Here is an 18,194-nt window from a genome sequence, read left to right on the forward strand (position 1 = left end):
GCGAGAGGGGGGATACCTTCCGCGCCAAAGCTGCACGTACAAAAATAACCGCCGTACAATCTCAGCGAATGTCCCGCCCGCATATACTGAAAGCGTATATCGATGCTAAAGGGGACGGTGCTATGAATAGACGGACAACATTGCTTATTTCCCTCATTTTGTATGTAGTTCTGGCGATAGTACTTATATTAAGCGCAGTTTTTCATTTTGGCTAAAAATGGTTCTTTGTAGGGTGCCGTGGCAGATTGTCCTGTCATACCATATTGGAGATAGCAGGGGTCTGACCTGCTCAATATGATGATGACGGAGGGAACCATGAACAAGGTCGCCTTCATTACAGGGATTACCGGACAGGACGGGATGTACCTGGCAGAGCTACTGCTTGCAAAGGGGTACACCGTACATGGACTTAGACGCCGGAGTTCGCTCGCTAATACCGGTCGTATCGACCGGATTGCCGATGAAGCGAATAAAACCGGACGGAAGCTGGTACTTCATTACGGAGATTTGACGGATTCCACCAACTTGGTTCGATTAGTCCAAGATATTCAGCCGGACGAGATTTATAATTTGGCGGCTATGAGCCATGTCCATGTCAGCTTCGACTCACCGGAATACACAGCTAATGCGGATGGAATCGGTACTTTGCGGCTGCTTGAAGCGATCCGCATTCTCGGATTAACGGAGAAGACCAGAATTTATCAGGCTTCTACCTCTGAGCTTTACGGGCTGGTGCAGGCGGTGCCGCAAAGCGAAACGACGCCGTTCTATCCACGGAGCCCCTATGCCGTAGCGAAGCTGTACGGCTATTGGATTACCGTGAACTACCGTGAAGCATACAATATGTATGCCTGCAACGGAATCTTGTTTAATCACGAGAGCCCGGTTCGCGGTGAAACATTCGTTACCCGTAAAATAACCCGTGCCGTAGCGCGGATTGCTTACGGATTGCAAGACGTGCTGGCACTTGGCAACCTGTCGGCGAAGCGTGACTGGGGTCATGCCCGAGACTATGTTGACGCGATGTACCGGATTCTCCAACAGGATGTTGCAGAGGATTATGTCATTGCAACCGGAGAAACGACGGAGGTTAGGGAATTTGTCCGTCTTGCTTTTGCGGAAGCGGGTATTGAAGTAGCCTTTGACGGGCAAGGGGCAGAGGAATACGGCTATGTGGTATCCTGCGGCAATCCGTCATTTCAGCTCCCGGAAGGGACGGTTGTGGTGAAGGTAGATCCTCGGTTCTACCGGCCTTCGGAGGTCGAGCTGCTGATCGGGGATTCGACAAAAGCGCGGACCAAGCTGGGATGGCAGCCGGTAAGCAGCCTGCAGGATCTCGTCAGCGAGATGGTGGCCGGCGACCTGGAGGAAGCTCGCCGTGTAGTCGACTTGCGCAAGCTTGGGTATGATGTAAGTCTGGATATGGAATAAGCAAGAAGAGAGCTGTCCTCGCAGAGGCAGCTTTTTTCATTTTCCCTCTTGCCGAATGGATAAAAATTCCCTATAATCTGGTGCTACCCTGACTGTAATCGCAAGCCAAATTGCCTACCCGGATCTGACCGAAGGAATTACAGACGTCGGTTATCCGTATTCCTCCGAGAAGGTGCTGGAGCTGCAGCCGGACCTGATTATTTTTGATGACTGGGATGAAGAGGGACTGGCAGCTCTGAGCAAGATTGCTCCAACGGTTGTGTTTGGACTTGATGGAACTTTTCAGACCAAGGAACGCGTAAGTCATCTGGCAGACCTGCTTGGTAAAACCAAAGAGTATGACGAATGGTTCGCAAAGTACGAGGAGAAGGTCGCCGCAACGAAGACCAAGCTGAACATGAAGGATGACGATACGGCAACTTCCTTGCTGATCTTAGGACAAGACATGTACATTATGGGGAATAAAGGCCTTAATACAACCTTGTTCGGCCAATTAGGATTTACTCCTGCCAAAGGCGTTGACAAACTGGTTAGCGGCAACGAAAGATTTATCGACGTATCCGATGAAGTGCTTCCTGACTATATGGGAGACTATGTATTCCTTCTGACCGACAGCAGTGACGAAACTACAGCAAGGCAAGCAACATTGACGGGTAGCGGTCTCTGGAAGTCGATTCCGGCAGTAAAAGAAAATCATGTATATACACTGGATAGCAAATTCAACTACGATGATCCCATGACGCTGGACCGTTTGCTCGATGAGATTGTCTCTATTATGAATCCTTAAACTAGCAAAGCCCATCTGCAAATCCCGCGAGGATTAGTAGATGGGCTTTTTCTATATAATCATTACACGCCGCGAACCCGCGCTTTGATCCGGTCGCAGATATGCTCAATATCCTGCTCGGTTAGTCCGCCGTAAGTAGGAACGTTAAAGCCTTGCGCGGTGATGCGATTCGCAATCGGGAACTGCTCATGCGGCTGCATGCCGAGGTAAGGGGGCAAAACATGCATCGGGTAAAAGAAGGGCCGCGTCTCTATCCCGTCATCCTTCAACTGAGCCATAATTTCATTCCGCCGGTCTTCATCGGCGCCATTCAAGAGAACGCTGAACATCCAGTAGACGTTCTTGGCCCATGGCTTCTCCACAGGAAGAGTAATAGAAGGCTCATCTTTCAGATTCTTGTGATAGAGCGCTGCAACTCTCTTCCGTTCACCGATATGCCACCCTACATTTTCCAGCTGGGCGCAGCCGACGGCAGCCTGAAGATTGGTCAGACGGTAGTTGTAACCGACAATCGGGAACCAGTACTTGCGTACAGGATCGATGCCTTGGCCGCGAAGCGTGCGCATCTTGCTTGCCAGCTGCTCATCATCGGTTGTGATCATGCCGCCTTCTCCGGTTGTTATAATCTTGTTGCCGAATAGGCTGAAGGTTGCGATATCGCCAAGCGAGCCGGTCCGTTTGCCTTTATACTCCGCACCAAGCGCCTCCGCAGCATCCTCCAGGATGAATAAGCCGTGCTTGCGCGCGACACTGGTGACGGCGTCCATATCGGCCGGATGGCCATAGAGATGAACCGGAATAATGCCTTTGGTGCGCGGCGTGATGAGACTCTCGAGCTTATCGGGATCGAGATTCCAGGTCTCCGGTTCACAATCGACAAAGACCGGGGTTGCACCGCAGTAAACCACGGCATTCGCGGTAGCGATAAAGGTGACGGTCGGAACGATGACCTCATCGCCAGGTCCTACACCAAACGCCAGCAGCGCCAGATGAAGGGCGGTGGTGCCGTTGCTGCAGGAGATGGCATATTTGGTGCCGCAATAAGCGGCGAAATTATCTTCGAATGCGTTAATATATTTTCCGGCTGAAGAGATCCAGGTAGAGTCAATACAGTCCATTACATATTTCTTCTCATTTCCGTTAAATACGGGAACGGCAACCGGATAAAATTTGTTGTCCATCAATTATGCCTCCCTCCGAGTTACCTTACTTCTTAAGACAATGTACGTTTGATAATGGCAGGTACACCAACAGCAAGCGAATGGGAAGGTATAGGCCGGATTACGGCTGCTCCTGCACCAATCATGCAGCTCTCTCCGATTTGCATGCCATCAATGACCGAAACGCCGGTACCAAGGAAAGACTCATCGCCAACCGTGACATTTCCGGATAAATGGCAGCCCGGCGCAATATGGCAGGCGATTCCGATATTCCCGTCATGGTCGACAGTAGCTCCTGTATTAATGATGCTATATGAGCCGATTCGGGTATCCGGCTGAATGACACAACCCGGCATAACAGCAACTCCTGTGCCGAGTGTGACGCCGGACGCCAGATAAGCACGCGGACTAATGGCATTAACAAGCTCGAACCCGAGAGACTCAGCATGCCTCGCGAGAGTGTGACGTCTGGCATTGTTGCCTATTGCGACGAAGGCATGACGGACTCCCTGCTCCAGCAGCGCCGGAAGAAGCTCATCTCCTCCAAGGACCGGCAGACCAAGGACGGTGGCATGTGGATCATGACCGATGCAGCCGATCAGTTCGACATGCGGATCGTGGCGCAGGATATCAACAATCACTTTGGCGTGACCGCCGGCGCCAATGATTACGGTTTTGTTTGGCAAGGCATGATGAAACAAAACAATCGACTCCTTTACGCATATCCCATCATATTCAAGTTGTAATAAAATGCTTCAATTCCGGTTAGACAGGAGTCTAATTCCGTAAATATGGTCGAAATCACCATAGAGCTAGGGCATAAGCCGTTGCTTTTTTAAACCGTGACAATACTCTATCTAAGGAAGATGATGGATTGGAGGTCAAGAATGAAGCGCATAAAAAAACGTAAAAAGGGTTCAGTCAAGCGCAGTTCACGAAAAAGATTTGCTCGTGGCAAGCGGCGTAAGCAAGGAAAGCTGAAGAAATTGTCCAGAAAATTGCTTAGAGGGAGAAAGAAAAGACGAGGTAAGAAAAAGGGTAGACCAAAAAAAATAAGTGATACTCATTCTATGGCACCTGCCTCATTACAAATTGCTGAACATGATTTATTGCGACTTCGTTTAAATAATGCAAGAGTCCGGGAAAGTCTTACGGAAGGCAGCCGGATTATTGAGTGGTTTTACATGATTTTTAAATTAAATAGTGAAGATTTCGTATGGGAGATGTACCGTCAGATTCTGCAAAGGGAACCAGATCCTGCGGGATTCTTTATGAATAAAAACAATATAGATGCAGGCATGCCGAGAGCTGCGGTAGTGGCATCGCTTATACAAAGCGATGAAGCCGCAAGTGTTCTCAGCAGAAAGCCATCTGGAGAGCGTAATACGGCGGCGTACGTGCTGCAATCATTGTTACCTTCTTGGGAGCTGGAATTCATCCATGGCATTTATATGCAACTATTGTACCGATTGCCGGATGGGGCGAGTGTTAAACGTGATATCGACTCTATTAGACTAAGTGTCTCGCGGCAAGCTTTAATCGCTCAATTACTGTTATCGGAAGACATGCAACGACTGCTGAAGAATGGATTGCCTGCCGAAAATCCAATTATATCCAGTAGGCATAGTAAACAGAATATCGGTATATTCTTAAACTTTGTCGTACAAGTGGCTTTGGACGGAGAAGGAATCGGGCGATTTATCGTGCGATTGACAGAAGGGCTTTTGTCTCTAGACAAGAATTACATTATTCACATTGCGTCAACGGATATAAACCAGCGTGAAATGGAACAGACCTTCGATAAACTTAAAGTGGAATTTCCAGAACGGATTCACTTGTACCACTCCGATAGTATGGAGGTTATCAACCGTATAGTTCCTGCAGACACCTGGATCGTTCCATATGCAGGCATGGGCTTGGCTCAATATTTGCAAAAACCTTACCTCGTATGCTTACATGATCTTGTCTATCTTCATCTGCCTGAACTGTACGCGAAGGATATGGAATTTTTCCAATATGTGCATTCCGTGGCTGAGAAAATTACAGCGAATGCAGCCACTGTTGTATTTAATTCCGAATTCATTCGGAATCATGAAGGCCTGACCTTCCTGAAATTGCCGGTACACAAAACAGAGGTGGTTAGATTCGCTGCACCTTATGAAGAATATACGTCAATCGGTGTAATCGCCGAGCATGATTTCCGCTCCCATTATAATCTGTATGGACCGTATATTGCATTTCCTTCGGTAGCCCGTTTGCATAAAAACCATCACAGGCTTATTGATGCCTTCCATCGTTACCGTCTTACAGAGTCCGGCAGGGTATCAGGACTACAGCTTGTTTTCACGGATGAGTTGGGCTATAGGCCTAATCAGCCAGAGATTGCGGAAGCGCTAAACGCCATTGCAGATCCTCAAATAAGGGCATCTATTCGATTTGTTGGAAGAATTCCATCCATTTATGTGCCGTCGCTGTATAAATATGCTGAAGGAGTTGTTGTTCCTACTTTATTCGAAGGCAGTTGTCCGTTTCCTATCCTCGAATCTCTAATTATGGATACGCCTGTATCTTTTGGTCGCCTTGCCGTTGTGCAAGAAGTCGTTCCAGATATGAGCAGTTTTGCTACGTTTGATCCACTTGATCCGCTGGAAATGACAAATGCAATTGAACGTCTTATTAATAACGGCAAATCCGTAGCTCCTGTGCAAAAGGCCGCTTTTGGCAGTCTTCTACACAGAAGTTGGCGGAATGTGGCCGAGGAATACTCCTCTATTATTGATCGATTGGAATAATGTTACGGAATGATTCTGCCGTAATAGCGCCAATAGGTTTGACGGAAAACCTCGAGATATTGCTTAGCTATATCATCCCAAGTTTGAGAGGGATCATGAACTCCTAATGCGGCAGAGAGTTTATACGTGTCATAATCACTAAAAAATTCATCAAGCGCGTTGGCAATGGAGTCGGGGCTGTGCGGGTCGAACCATGCAATCTTGGCACTATGTTTGGACAAATGCTCACGCATAACGGGAATATCCGAACATAAAACAGGTGTGCCGAGACGCAAAGCTTCTTCAACCGGATAGCTGCCGCCTCCTTCTGATAAGCTTGGCATGATTAATGCTTTAGCATTTCTTATAAGAGGAGGAATATCAACATCCTTGACAAAGCCAAGCGGGAACACATCCTTATCGACTGCAAGCCTTTTTTGTTTCATAATTGAAATAAGCGTCGGATTCCATTTATGTTCCGGTGTGGTGTCAGGAAAAGGCTTCCGCAGTAATTCTGTTGAATATCCGGTTAACACTAACGGATATTTTTTTCTGTCCGCAAATTGTGATAAGGCAATTAATAAATTGTAGTGATTTTTATGAGGTGAAGTATTCGAAGGATAGATGATATATTCCGGCGGAAGTTTCGCAGCAAGATCAGGTGATACCCTTTTTGAAAAAATTCTGCTAATCGGTGTAATAGCGTGGGGTATAACGAATGCACGTTCAGAACGGTTGCCGAAATGGAAAACGAGACGGTTTTTAACATGCTGGGATGATACAACGACAGAAGAAACATGGTCCAGCCACATTTTTGATGTTCTCCAATATAATGATAATTCATTTCCTGTAACAAAGGGCGGTACATAATCGAATATTGTCGTATCGTGAAACGTACAGACTGTAGGGCGGTCAATGAGTTGAAATTGCTGCGTATGCGGCCAAAAATAATAAACGATATCGATGTTACTCAGCAAAGGGGCACAATGCGGATCGTTAATGGTACGTTCCGTATAAGCAATCTGGATTTTTCCTGTTTTCAGCAGCTCTTCTGCATTTCTCATTTGAAAATCCGGTGACACAACCAACCTGATCTGTTCGACTTCAGGTTGCCGTGCAAGTGCCGCGGTCAAATTATGCAATAATCTCATGCCGCCGCCTATAGAGAAATGAAGAGACCAAATAAGGATTTTCACTATCTGTCCTCCTGTTAGTCATGCATAATAAATTCTAAATTTTCGCCATTTGTAAATATTGTTCCAGTTTGGATATATCGACAATGATATTATCTATTCCGGCAGGCTCTTTTGGAGGCTGCTCCACAGCGCACAAGAGCTCGTAATATTGCACGTTAGCATGACAGCTGATTTTCCAAAAATAGTCATCAACAAAAGTGTTAGGTGCGAGTTCAATAAAAGATGTTCCAGGCTCGCAGAAAGCAACGTTAATATTTGCGCTTCCGAAGGGAGCGATAACGATATCAGCCGAAGAAAAGATGTCGATTTTTTCCTGCATGGTCATAGGAGTGGTTACCAATTTTTTGAATCCTTTTTTTGTCAATAGCTGCATAACTTCATCCTCGTTAATAACGAATCTCGCAGAAGCATCTTCTCGACTGACGTAGATTCGCTCATAACCGGCTTTCTTGCGAGCCTTCCGGTTATGCTTCAACCCATTTGTAATATATTGAGAGGTCCATGGCGGACATTTCCCTAGATAAAATGGAACGGCAGGGACGACTAATTTTCTTGCTTCGATATGAAAATCCGGTGCCGTAACCTCTAATAATTTATCCATCGGGATTCCGAGCATTTTTAATGATTCATATTGGAAAGGATGATGCAACTTTCCGATAACATAGTGATCAATTGGAATGCCGCTTTTTTCTAACAGATGGAAGCGTGGAAGGATATCAAAAAACCAGTGACCATATATATTTTGCGTATTAATATTCAAATGGGGAATATTCCAGCCCCAGAACAGAGAAGCAACTGTTTTCTCGTAACATACCGGTGATGGAAGAGTCTTTTCAGCATAAGGACAGTCGAATTCAACGTCGAGCAATCGCTTATTATCCGGCGTAACGGGATAGCAGCAGCTGGTCATGAGGCGTCCATTGGGAATCGTAACAACAAAAGCGTCATTAAACTTACATTTCTGATTCCATCGTGGAAGATCGAGACCTTTTGGAGCAGGAAGCGTGATCGTTTGTCTTGGATAAATAACTTTATAATAACTATTATTCTCATAAGGATTAATGCCAAGCTGCATGATCCAATCTTTGGTTTTTGAATAATACTCCAATGGCACGGTATACAGTTTTTTTCACTCCTTAAATGTTTGCGTAGCAAACATACTTCGAAAGCATGGGCCTTAAATGTTTGCGTAGCAAACATACTTCGAAAGCAAGGGCCTAAAATGTATGCTCCGTAAACGTACTTCAATAGCAACTATCGTGAATAGTGCTTTGCTAGCAGGCTTTGGTTCGCAATGACAGTTTTAAATGGCTCTGGGCAGCCTTTCGGGAACAAAATACCTAACCCATTTGAATGAGCAAATTGAAAATGAGGATAGACAGCGCTTAATTGTTCCCAAAGCACATGCACGCCAAAAGTCGGCAGTTTAACGATAATATCGTGAAATAATATAATACCGTTCGGCGAGAGCTTCGGCAGCCAACTCCTAAAGTCGTGAAGAACAGCTTCATAGGTATGGCATCCGTCAATATGAAGCAGATCTATTGAATTGTTCCCAAACAAAGCAAGTGCCTCATCAAAAGTACTTCGGACTAAAGTGCTGAATGCGGAGAATTGTCTGCTGTTAAAGGAATGAACGGCTTGATAGATATTCAAATGCCCATATTGGCCTGTATGTTGATCGCCTTGCCAGGTATCCACTGCATAACAATTAGTTTGTAGACGGGCATCTTGAACAGCTTGGCAAAAGCTAAAAAAGGACGTTCCATAAAACGTACCTAGTTCAACAATTGTTTTTGGTTTAGCAAATCGAACGATATCGTAAGCAAATCGCCTGTGTCCTGACCACGCTCCTCCTACCATAACACCGGTGGGTATTTCTGGTGCGCTGTCCGCTGTGAATGTTGGCCTATAATATTTCCAATCCATATGTCAGCTCCCCATTTCTTAATTTACAAGCACAAAGAGTTTAGATAGTTTATGTGTTGACGATAGGAGAGGTTAGGGACAAACGTGCAAGGCGAAATACACATTTATGAAGCGAGGTGCCGTACATAAGCCGTTACGAACCTATTGTCCATACATACAATGTCAGAGGCAGACGCTAAGAAAAATTCTATCGGCAGTATTTATAGAAATTCACTATAAGGATATCGAGGTGTACGATATGAGAAACCTCGCCAGAAAGAGAAAGGTCGCCTCTTCTTCCAAATCTGCATCAACCAGGCAAAGGCGGAAGCCCCTTCATCCGGTGCGCGCTGACAACACTAGGCAGACGTCCAAGTCCTCCAGACATCGTGCCATGATGGCGTGGCGGCTTGGCAGAAGGGCAGCAAAGGATAATCCGCCGGCTGATCGAGCAGATATGCAGCAGCATGTGCAGGAGCTATGGCTTAGAGAAAGCGGGCAGATTAGAAGGACAACATCAGGAAGTAAATATGATGCGGCAGCAAAAGCTTTCGTCGCCGGTTATTTCTCTGTAACCCCGGATGAGAGTAGTCCCAACTGGGTACTGCTTCCAACGTATAAGAAGGTTGCCGCCGTTGTGATGGCCATGAATGAAGAGCAGTCCATTATGTCAACGATTCGTGAGCTGGAACGTATGCCTTTGCATGAAATCATCGTGATCGTAAACGGCTCTACAGACTCCAGCCTGATGACGGCCAGAACGAGCGGCAAAGCCATTATTCTTCACTATAACGAAGCATTGGGTCATGACGTAGGAAGAGCTATCGGGGCGAAAATAACAACTTCCGATATCGTGTTGTTCCTTGATGCGGATATCCCAGTCTCGGCTGAGCAACTGGTACCCTTTGTGCTTGCAATCAGCCGAGGAGTGGATGTTGCGCTCAATGATCTTTCTCGTTACGTCGGAAGGTTCTCCGATTGGGATAATGTGACGATATTGAAGCATTTCCTGAACCGTTCGAATCATCGGAACGATCTGTCCATGAATTCCATGACAGCTGTGCCGCATGCGCTCTCCCGCAAAGCAATTGAGGTCATAGGTTTTGCGAACCTGGCGATTCCGCCTAAAGCGCAGGCTATGGCGATGCAGCAAGGATTGCTTGTAGGCACCGGTGGCAGTGTCAATGTGTTTACGAAAAACCGGCACAGGAAGGACAATGTAGGTGTGAGCAATCCCATTTCGAAACTCATTATAGGGGATCATCTGGAAGCGCTGGGATGGGCGATGCAGGAGGAAAGTCCTCGTCTAAAGTACGTCGATCAATTGCGCAGAAGGGAGTGTACGAAAAATGTTAACAAGCATAATCATTCCTACCTATAATGCACTCCCCCTGTTGCGGGAGACGATTGATTCGATCCGGAAGCATACGAAAGAATTATACGAGCTTATTGTTGTTGATAACGGTTCTACCGACGGCACGCTGGACTACTTGAAGCAGCAGCAAATCATTACGATCTCTCTCCCAGTCAATACCGGTTTTCCGGCTGCCTGTAATTGGGGGCTGAGACTCTCAAGAGGGGAGAGGCTGCTTATCCTCAATAATGACGTTGTGGTAACCGCTGAATGGCTGAGCAGATTGCACCGGGCTTATGATAGGGATGCTTCCATCGGTATCGTTGGCCCGATGACCAATTATGCCAGCGGAAGACAGCAGATTAAGACAACCGGCCACTATGAAGAGTTCGCAGCACGTTTAAGAGCGAAGCAGGATGGGAAGTGGGAGAAGGTAAATCGCATTGTCGGCTTCTGCATGTTATTCTCTCGAACTCTTATACTGAAGATCGGCATGCTGGATGAACAGTTCTCTCCAGGGCATTTTGAGGATGATGACTATTGCTATCGTGCAAACCGTGCGGGGTATCGGGTTGTCATCGCCAAAGATGCTTTTGTCTATCATCATGGCAGTGCTTCCTTTGGCAGCTACGCCGAAGATGAAATTAAACAGCTTCTTGAGCGAAACAGGCAGCTGTTTATGAATAAATGGGGGATCGATCCCCTTAAACTATCAGGTGAGGATATCAAGGAGGAACGTCATGAGCATTCGGGCGCCTCGTAAGAGATTAACAGGGAAGAGACAGCGGAAACGCAAGAAACCGTACAGCCGAAAACGCCGTTCCATTAAGGTTGCACCCAATTCGGATATTCAACCGATAGAATCTCAACCAGGTACAACGGAATCGGTGATTGACATAGAAGCTGATGGACGCCAGACGGAAGCAAGTCAGCAAGCTAGCTTTCTCGTCGGTTACGAGAAAGGGTATCAAGAGGGCAAATACGCAGGCGGTGAAGAGATCATTGACCAGCTGCTCCCTCCGAATATCCTTTTTCCCGATCACTCGCTTCAGCAAATCATAGCAGCAGGAATAAGTATGTACCGGGAGCAGGCCGTTCCGTTAATGGTTGTGGAACAGGTGAGAGATGCCATTCTTCAGGCCATGGATGAACATAAGCCGTTGTCCATCATCAGATTAGGGGATGGTGAACTGCTTACTTTAGCCCAAGAGATTGTAATGCCCGTAGATTCGGTGGGGCGCGAAGGCAAGTTCCTGGAATATGCCGGCGTGAAAGTGCCGGATCTGGATATCCGCAACCGTCTTGCGGAGGCTGTCACCAGAGCAGATATTGTGGGGATCCCCCGAACAAGAAAGCCGAACTACCAGCTGCTGGTCGCACCTGTATTCCAGGCGTACGGCATATCATTCGGAGAGCGGCAATGGACGGATTCTCTTATTAACTACAGCTTATGTCAGGCAGGATGCCTCATTTCTATTCTTCAGAACAGGCGTGTTCTTATTATCGGCAATATGGCAGAGCCGCTGTCTGCTGTTCTTGCCCAGCACGGCATTCAGATAGCAGGCTTCATTGCTCCGGTGAATGGCGCCCGCGATGCGGCCAGAGTCGTTCAGCTTGCCAGGCATTACGACTTTGATATTGCTCTAGTCTCTGCAGGGATAGCAGCTGTGCTGATCACCGAAGAACTTGCCCGGATAACCGGGAAGGTGGCGGTAGACTTCGGCCATCTTGCCAATGCCCTTGTCAAGGGAGAGGCCGCGATTTCTTGAGCTATGTAGAGGAACAGCCTTTTCGAGCGTTCGAAAAGGCTGTTTGGGTTGGTTAGACGCCGACGGAAATAGCAAGCGAGGAGTATTGAGCGGAGGCAGTAACGCCCGTAAGAGCAACTGCAATCGCGTCAACGGATACTTCAAGCGAGTACTCATGAGCGCCAACTGTAAGCACGTCAAAATTTGTGATTGGCAATGTTACTTCTAGAGTAAGAACAGCGGCCACAGCTAAAGAAACCAAAGACGTACTCGAAACAGAAGCTATAACGGCGCCATCACGTAACAGATCGACTGTAATTGTCGGGTTGACCAATGCAGCGACAAGTGTGCCTGTTAGCAAAACATCAACGACACCGTCAATCTTTGCTCTGTTGGCTGCTGCCGTAGTGATTGTAACGGGTACATCAATAACTTCCACTGGAACAAATGGAGTTCCAGTAAAGCCGATAACCCCTAGCGGGATTACCCCTGCATTATCACCATATACCGCAGCGCCTGGACCAGCAGGGCCAGTAGCGCCGGTCAGACCGGTAGGACCAGTAGGACCTGTAGGGCCTGTAGGGCCAGTGGCGCCTGTCAGACCAGTAAGACCTGTCAAACCTGTCAAACCTGTCAAACCTGTCAAACCTGTTTCTCCCATATCTAATCCTCTCCTTTCGATTGATATACCACATCATATGTTCAAAGATTCATAGAGAAGACGGTATATGCCGTGAACGATTGTCTATTTTTGATAGATTAAGTAAATTCCATAGTTGGGCGGTGTCATATGCCTGATTTATGTCCTTGTTGGCTATTCGTCCATTAGGATTACTCTATTAAAGCATAAGTTGTAGATATGTAATTTATCAATCCGGCACCGGTTAAGGAAGGAGCTCCGGCTTGAATACACGAGATGATTCAATAGAAGGAGATTTACCGTTTCGAGGTGAACGACAATGATCGCTGTTATTATGGCGGGAGGAAAGGGAACACGCTTCTGGCCAAGAAGTACGGTAACAAAGCCAAAGCAATTTTTGACCTTGGCTTCTGAAGAAGCTACTATGCTGCAGCAAACCTATGCACGTTTCCGTTCCTGTCTGCCCGAAGAAAATGTTTATGTCGCTGTCAGCGAGAATTATTTGCCGATTGTGAGGGAACAGCTCCCCGAGCTTGGAGAGAATCGTATCATTATAGAGCCTGAGCAAAGGGATACAGCGCCATGTATTGCGCTGACAGCCAGCTTCTTCATGAGGCTGGAGAGGGATGAGGTACTGGTTACGGCACCTTCGGATCAATACATTCCGGACACGGAAGAATTGATGGAAGCTCTTCGGGCTGCGGAACAAGCGGCAAGGAATGACGGAGTTGTCGTTACGCTTGGCATCGTTCCTACGAGAGCGGAGACTGGTTACGGTTATATTGAAACGATAGAGAATGTGGAGTACGCTGCTAAGTTCGGAGAACGAATTAAAGAGGTTAAAGCTTTCATCGAGAAGCCAACAAAGGAAAAGGCCGAGAAGCTGATTGAGCTGCCGAATATGTATTGGAACAGCGGTATATTTATATGGAAGCCATCTACGATTGCCGGATATATGATGGAGTATCAGCCGCAGATGTGGTCGGTATTTGATCTGAAGGATGACGAATTCAGGCAGTCGTATGCCCTGCTTCCGAAGCTCTCTATTGATTATGCTCTGGTAGAAAAGCTGGAGCGCCTGTATACAATCCCTATTGAATTTATGTGGGATGACGTAGGGACATGGACTTCGCTTGAGAGGATCTTCAGTACCGATGGGGACGGAAATTTACTGCTCGGAAATATTTTTCCGTTTGCTACACGTAACAGCATTATCTATACGGAGCAGCAGCTGGTAGTTGCGATTGGCGTGGAGGATCTGATTATCGTGTCCACCGAGGAAGGGCTGCTTATATGCCGCAAATCGGATGAACAGAATGTCAAGCATGCCATCGCTGCGCTTACTGCCGATCAAGAAGGCCGGCAGGCATGAAAGCACTCATTACAGGGGTAGCCGGTTTTGTTGGCAGTCATCTTGCCGAGCATCTGCTTAGCCAGGGAATTGAAGTGACGGGAACCTTGAGGGGTCACAGTTCGCTGCGCCATATTCGCCATTTGCTGCCGGATATGCGCCTGTATGAGTGCGAACTGATGGATCAGCAGGCGGTTGACCAGATGATGACCGAGATCCGGCCGGATCTGATCTTTCATCTTGCCGCGCAAAGCTTTGTACCGGTGTCATGGGATTCTCCTGCTGAGACCCTGACCAATAATATTGTAGGGCAAATTCATTTGCTGGAAGCCGTAAGAAAGCTTGGGCTGGCCTCAAAGGTGCTAATTGCCTGCTCGAGCGAGGAATACGGGCAGGTAGAAGAGGATGAGGTGCCGGTGAAGGAGACGAATCCTCTTCGACCGGTAAGCCCATACGCTGTAAGTAAAATTGCTCAGAACTATTTGGGGTATCAATATTACAAAACTTTCGGACAGCATATCGTCAGAACGCGGACCTTCAATCATACCGGTCCCCGGAGGGGGGAGCAATTTGTAAGCTCGAATTTTGCGAAGCAAATTGCAGAGATCGAGAAGGGACTCAAGCCTCCGGTTCTGTATGTCGGCAATCTGGAGGCCAAGAGGGATTTCACGGATGTCCGGGATGTGGTCAGAGGATACCGCATGGCACTCGACTATTGTGAAGCCGGAGAGCTATATAATATTGCATCCGGGCAGTGCCGCGAGATCCGGGAAGTAATTCAAATCCTGCTCCGTTACAGTACAGTTGAGATTACGATTGAAGAAGACAAAACAAGGCTTAGGCCATCCGATGTAAAAGTTCTCGTCGGAGACTATACCAAATTCTATCAACAAACGGGATGGACCCCGGAAATTCCTTTTGAGCAGACGATGAAGGATTTATTGAATTATTGGCGAAATGAGCTCGCGTAATAAGGCCTGACCCGGTAGGATGAATGATGCCTTTACCGGGGCAGGTTTTATTTTGTGCTAGACGAGCAACAGCTCCTTTAACCGGTTTCTGATTTTTTGTCCGATAACGGCAGGTGAGAATTCATTATGAATCGTGCGCATGCCGTTGGCCGCAATCGACTCTCGCCACGGTTTGTCGGAGACAAGACGCTGCATATAATCCGCTGCATGGCGGACATTAGGCTCCGCCCAAATCTGATGGCTCTTGTAAGGCCCCCAATCCTGCCCGATGTTAACAAGCTGGAAGGATACCGGACAGGAGTTTGATGCATCCATAAACTCCGTATTGCCGGACCAGTTGGTTGCTATAACCGGTTTGCCTAAGTACATGGCTTCCGCCAATCCCAGACCAAAGCCTTCGGCGCGGTGAAGGGAGACGTAGCTGTCCGTACACTGCAATAAGGCGTTGACCTCAGACCTTGATAACACTTTTTCGATTAAATACATATTACTCCGCTCAGCAATCATTCGCTTCAGCTCGGCAAGCTCGGTTGGCCGGAAATCAGCATTATTCACCTTGAGTACAAGACCGACCCGAGAATCATTCTTATCGAAGGCCAGCTTGAAGGCTTCAATGACGGCACCCGGATTTTTGCGGAGAGTAGAGCTCTGCACATCATACATCATCAGAAACAGAAACCGGTTATCCGGCAGGCCAAACGAGGAACGGTTCACATGTGGAGCTACCTGTACCTGGATGCAGTGGGGGATCGTAGTAACGGGAACGGAAGACCGCTTGGATACGGAAGCTGCGACAAATTTGCTGCATACCCACACTTCATTGACATGGTTAAAGCCATCCACATGCTCCTCCGGAAACTCCGGCAGCTCCCAGTGCCAATAACCGATATTATACCGGCTGTTGAACAGCTCATCGCCGAAATACTCGCGGGCAGGACGCATAAAGTCAGCGTTCATATGAAATATATTTGTATTGTACCTGGCCTTCTCCAACACTTTGTGCGACCAGCTGTAGTCCGACATTCTGGAGGCGACGGCCAGCGGGAAGTTGATGAGGCCAAATGGAATGGTAGCCGTATCGATCGCTTTAGCCGCAAGACGCGAGGATTCCCCGATTCCCATCTCGGCATGAATGAATCCGATGATATTAACGCCAGGTTCACGAAGGGTGTTGTCGTCAGTATGCGGAGCCTGTTCAATTGTTACGGTCTGGTTGGTTCGGCGCTTAATCCCTGGGCGGCGATGCTTCTTTCTGGAGTGCCGTTTCGCGGCGCGTCTGCCGAGTGATCTGGAACGGCTGCTTGATTTGCGTTTTCTCGATTTCAATTTGCTTGACCGTTTCGGCCTTTTACTCGTCTTGTGTCGTCTTTTCACCCCGGTTCAATCCTCTCGATATTAGCGGATATGCACTCGACTATATACTATTCATGCCAATCACATGGTTATAAGGACAACAACCTAGCAGCCGTAAAAACGGCGTATGTCTAAAAAACGAAGCTGGCTTTTTCGGGCAGAAAGGGTATAATGGGGGTTATTGACGTAAGTGAATAGCACCGGGGAGCTGGTTGAGGCTAGCTGAGAGGGAATTCCGAAGAAAATTCCGACCCTTATACCTGATCTGGATAATGCCAGCGTAGGAATGGTTATACAGGTGTGTCTCCTGTTGGAACAGGATAATGACAGACCTGTACGAAATGCTGACGAAATGTATGGTCCTCCGGATTCGGGGGGCCTTTTTTATTTTCAGAAGGTGGTCCGGCAGTAATAGCAAACGTCATAGTCGAGTAGAGAGAGGGAGAGACAGATGGGAATGGGTAAAAAAAAAGGATTCGCAGCGCTTGCAGCCATGCTGGCCGTCGTTATGCTGCTTGCCGCATGCGTTTCGAACAACAACAAGAATGCGGGGAATGAGGCAACTGACAATGGCGCGAATGCGGATCAGCCGCTGACCAAGGTGAAGGTGGTGCTGGACTGGACGCCAAATACGAATCATACCGGTCTATATGTGGCAAGAGACAAAGGTTATTTCAAGGAACAAGGCCTTGACGTCGAGATCATTCAGCCGGGTCAGGACGGCGCGGATAAAATGGTGGCATCCGGCGGGGCGGAATTTGGAGTAGGGTATCAGGAATCGCTCACCATGGCACGGATTGCCGGCTTACCGCTCGTATCGATAGCAGCTGTCATCCAGCACAATACATCAGGCTTTGCATCTCCTGCTGCCAAAGGAATTGATTCGCCGAAGAAGTTTGAAGGCAAAACGTACGGCGGCTGGGGAGCTCCGGTAGAAGAAGCGGTTATCGGATCGCTGATGCAGGAAGAGAAGGCGGATGTATCCAAGGTGAAAATGCTCAGCATTGGCGATACGGATTTCTTCACAGCGGTGAAACGAGATATCGATTTTGCCTGGATCTACTACGCCTGGACAGGCGTTGAAGCTGAACTGCGCGGCGAGAAGCTGAATATGGTTTATTTGACCGATTACAGTGACAAGCTGGATTACTATACGCCGCTGCTGGAGACAAGCGAGAAGTTGATCGCAGAGAAGCCGGAGCTTGTGAAGGCGTTTGTGGCTGGTGCGGCTAAAGGCTATCAATATGCGATTGACCATCCGGAGGACGCGGCCGAGGTGCTGATTAAGGCAGAGCCGGATCTGAATGCAGACCTGGTGCGGGCAAGCCAGAAATGGCTTAGTCCGAAATATACGGACGATGCTTCGCAATGGGGAATGCAGAAGAAGGAAGTTTGGGTGAATTATTCCGAGTGGATGTTAAACCACAAGCTGCTGGAGAAAGAACTGGACGCGGATAAAGCGTTCACGAATGATTTTCTGCCGAAAGCTTAAGTTCTTATTATGGGAAAGCAGGAAGAGAATCG

16 protein-coding genes and 1 riboswitch are annotated in these 18,194 nt (G+C 47.7%); of the genes, 9 read left to right on the forward strand and 7 right to left on the reverse strand.

Going from position 1 to position 18,194, the window contains the following annotated elements; translation table 11 throughout:
• The first annotated feature begins 315 nt into the window (after positions 1-315).
• Entirely contained in the window at positions 316-1,431 is a 1,116-nt protein-coding gene (gene gmd, locus BM200_RS03695) for a GDP-mannose 4,6-dehydratase (protein WP_091183474.1), read from the forward strand.
• Positions 1,432-1,603: 172 nt separating this feature from the next.
• Complete coding sequence (locus BM200_RS03700) at positions 1,604-2,218, forward strand: ABC transporter substrate-binding protein (RefSeq protein ID WP_175532724.1); 615 nt, start codon at positions 1,604-1,606, stop codon at positions 2,216-2,218.
• A 62-nt stretch (positions 2,219-2,280) separates the two neighbouring features.
• Here the strand turns inward: BM200_RS03700 and BM200_RS03705 are convergent, their stop codons facing one another.
• Both BM200_RS03705 and BM200_RS03710 read right to left on the reverse strand, forming a co-directional pair.
• Positions 2,281-3,399 (reverse strand): DegT/DnrJ/EryC1/StrS family aminotransferase, encoded by a 1,119-nt coding sequence (locus BM200_RS03705; RefSeq protein WP_091181433.1) that lies wholly within the window; start codon positions 3,397-3,399, stop codon positions 2,281-2,283.
• A 32-nt stretch (positions 3,400-3,431) separates the two neighbouring features.
• Positions 3,432-4,079, reverse strand: a complete 648-nt coding sequence (locus BM200_RS03710; protein ID WP_091181434.1) for an acetyltransferase — start codon at positions 4,077-4,079, stop codon at positions 3,432-3,434.
• A gap of 186 nt (positions 4,080-4,265) precedes the next feature.
• On the opposite strand from BM200_RS03710, the gene BM200_RS03715 reads away from it, so the two are divergent.
• Positions 4,266-6,170 (forward strand): glycosyltransferase, encoded by a 1,905-nt coding sequence (locus BM200_RS03715; protein ID WP_175532725.1) that lies wholly within the window; start codon positions 4,266-4,268, stop codon positions 6,168-6,170.
• A 2-nt stretch (positions 6,171-6,172) separates the two neighbouring features.
• Here the strand turns inward: BM200_RS03715 and BM200_RS03720 are convergent, their stop codons facing one another.
• From BM200_RS03720 to BM200_RS03730, 3 genes are all read right to left on the reverse strand, one after another.
• The gene (locus BM200_RS03720; protein WP_091181439.1) at positions 6,173-7,345 is read right to left on the reverse strand and encodes a glycosyltransferase; all 1,173 of its coding nucleotides are present in this window, start codon (positions 7,343-7,345) and stop codon (positions 6,173-6,175) included.
• 34 nt (positions 7,346-7,379) lie between these two features.
• Positions 7,380-8,420 (reverse strand): glycosyltransferase family 61 protein, encoded by a 1,041-nt coding sequence (locus BM200_RS03725; RefSeq protein ID WP_245772884.1) that lies wholly within the window; start codon positions 8,418-8,420, stop codon positions 7,380-7,382.
• 179 nt (positions 8,421-8,599) lie between these two features.
• Entirely contained in the window at positions 8,600-9,274 is a 675-nt protein-coding gene (locus BM200_RS03730; RefSeq protein ID WP_091181443.1) for a class I SAM-dependent methyltransferase, read from the reverse strand.
• 322 nt (positions 9,275-9,596) lie between these two features.
• Between BM200_RS03730 and BM200_RS03735 the strand changes: the two genes are divergently transcribed.
• Genes BM200_RS03735 through BM200_RS03745 form a run of 3 tightly spaced genes read left to right on the forward strand, consistent with a single transcriptional unit; the run spans position 9,597 to position 12,376 of the window.
• Positions 9,597-10,634, forward strand: a complete 1,038-nt coding sequence (locus tag BM200_RS03735; protein ID WP_175532726.1) for a glycosyltransferase family 2 protein — start codon at positions 9,597-9,599, stop codon at positions 10,632-10,634.
• A complete protein-coding gene (locus BM200_RS03740; RefSeq protein ID WP_091181448.1) occupies positions 10,603-11,370 on the forward strand; it encodes a glycosyltransferase family 2 protein in 768 nt (255 codons plus the stop codon). The genes BM200_RS03735 and BM200_RS03740 overlap by 32 nt, the downstream gene beginning before the upstream one ends.
• Entirely contained in the window at positions 11,348-12,376 is a 1,029-nt protein-coding gene (locus BM200_RS03745; protein WP_091181450.1) for a GT-D fold domain-containing protein, read from the forward strand. Before BM200_RS03740 ends, BM200_RS03745 begins: the two co-directional genes overlap by 23 nt.
• A gap of 52 nt (positions 12,377-12,428) precedes the next feature.
• On the opposite strand, the gene BM200_RS29880 is transcribed toward BM200_RS03745, so the two are convergent.
• On the reverse strand, positions 12,429-13,016 hold the full coding sequence (locus BM200_RS29880) for a hypothetical protein (RefSeq protein ID WP_091181452.1): 588 nt from the start codon (positions 13,014-13,016) through the stop codon (positions 12,429-12,431).
• Between the two features lie 298 nt (positions 13,017-13,314).
• Here BM200_RS29880 and BM200_RS03755 point away from each other — a divergent pair, with 298 nt between their 5' ends.
• Together BM200_RS03755 and BM200_RS03760 are read left to right on the forward strand one after the other, a co-directional pair.
• Complete coding sequence (locus tag BM200_RS03755) at positions 13,315-14,367, forward strand: mannose-1-phosphate guanylyltransferase (protein ID WP_091181453.1); 1,053 nt, start codon at positions 13,315-13,317, stop codon at positions 14,365-14,367.
• Entirely contained in the window at positions 14,364-15,317 is a 954-nt protein-coding gene (locus tag BM200_RS03760) for a GDP-mannose 4,6-dehydratase (protein ID WP_091181455.1), read from the forward strand. The genes BM200_RS03755 and BM200_RS03760 overlap by 4 nt, the downstream gene beginning before the upstream one ends.
• A 57-nt stretch (positions 15,318-15,374) precedes the next feature.
• On the opposite strand, the gene BM200_RS03765 is transcribed toward BM200_RS03760, so the two are convergent.
• Positions 15,375-16,691 (reverse strand): glycosyltransferase family 4 protein, encoded by a 1,317-nt coding sequence (locus BM200_RS03765; RefSeq protein ID WP_245772885.1) that lies wholly within the window; start codon positions 16,689-16,691, stop codon positions 15,375-15,377.
• 170 nt (positions 16,692-16,861) lie between these two features.
• Positions 16,862-16,974: riboswitch (TPP riboswitch) on the forward strand.
• A 147-nt stretch (positions 16,975-17,121) separates the two neighbouring features.
• Here BM200_RS03765 and BM200_RS03770 point away from each other — a divergent pair.
• Positions 17,122-18,162, forward strand: a complete 1,041-nt coding sequence (locus tag BM200_RS03770; RefSeq protein WP_091181456.1) for an ABC transporter substrate-binding protein — start codon at positions 17,122-17,124, stop codon at positions 18,160-18,162.
• Positions 18,163-18,194: the final 32 nt, after the last annotated feature.

The organism is Paenibacillus catalpae (assembly GCF_900112695.1).
Classification (GTDB): Bacteria; Bacillota; Bacilli; order Paenibacillales; family Paenibacillaceae; genus Pristimantibacillus; species Pristimantibacillus catalpae.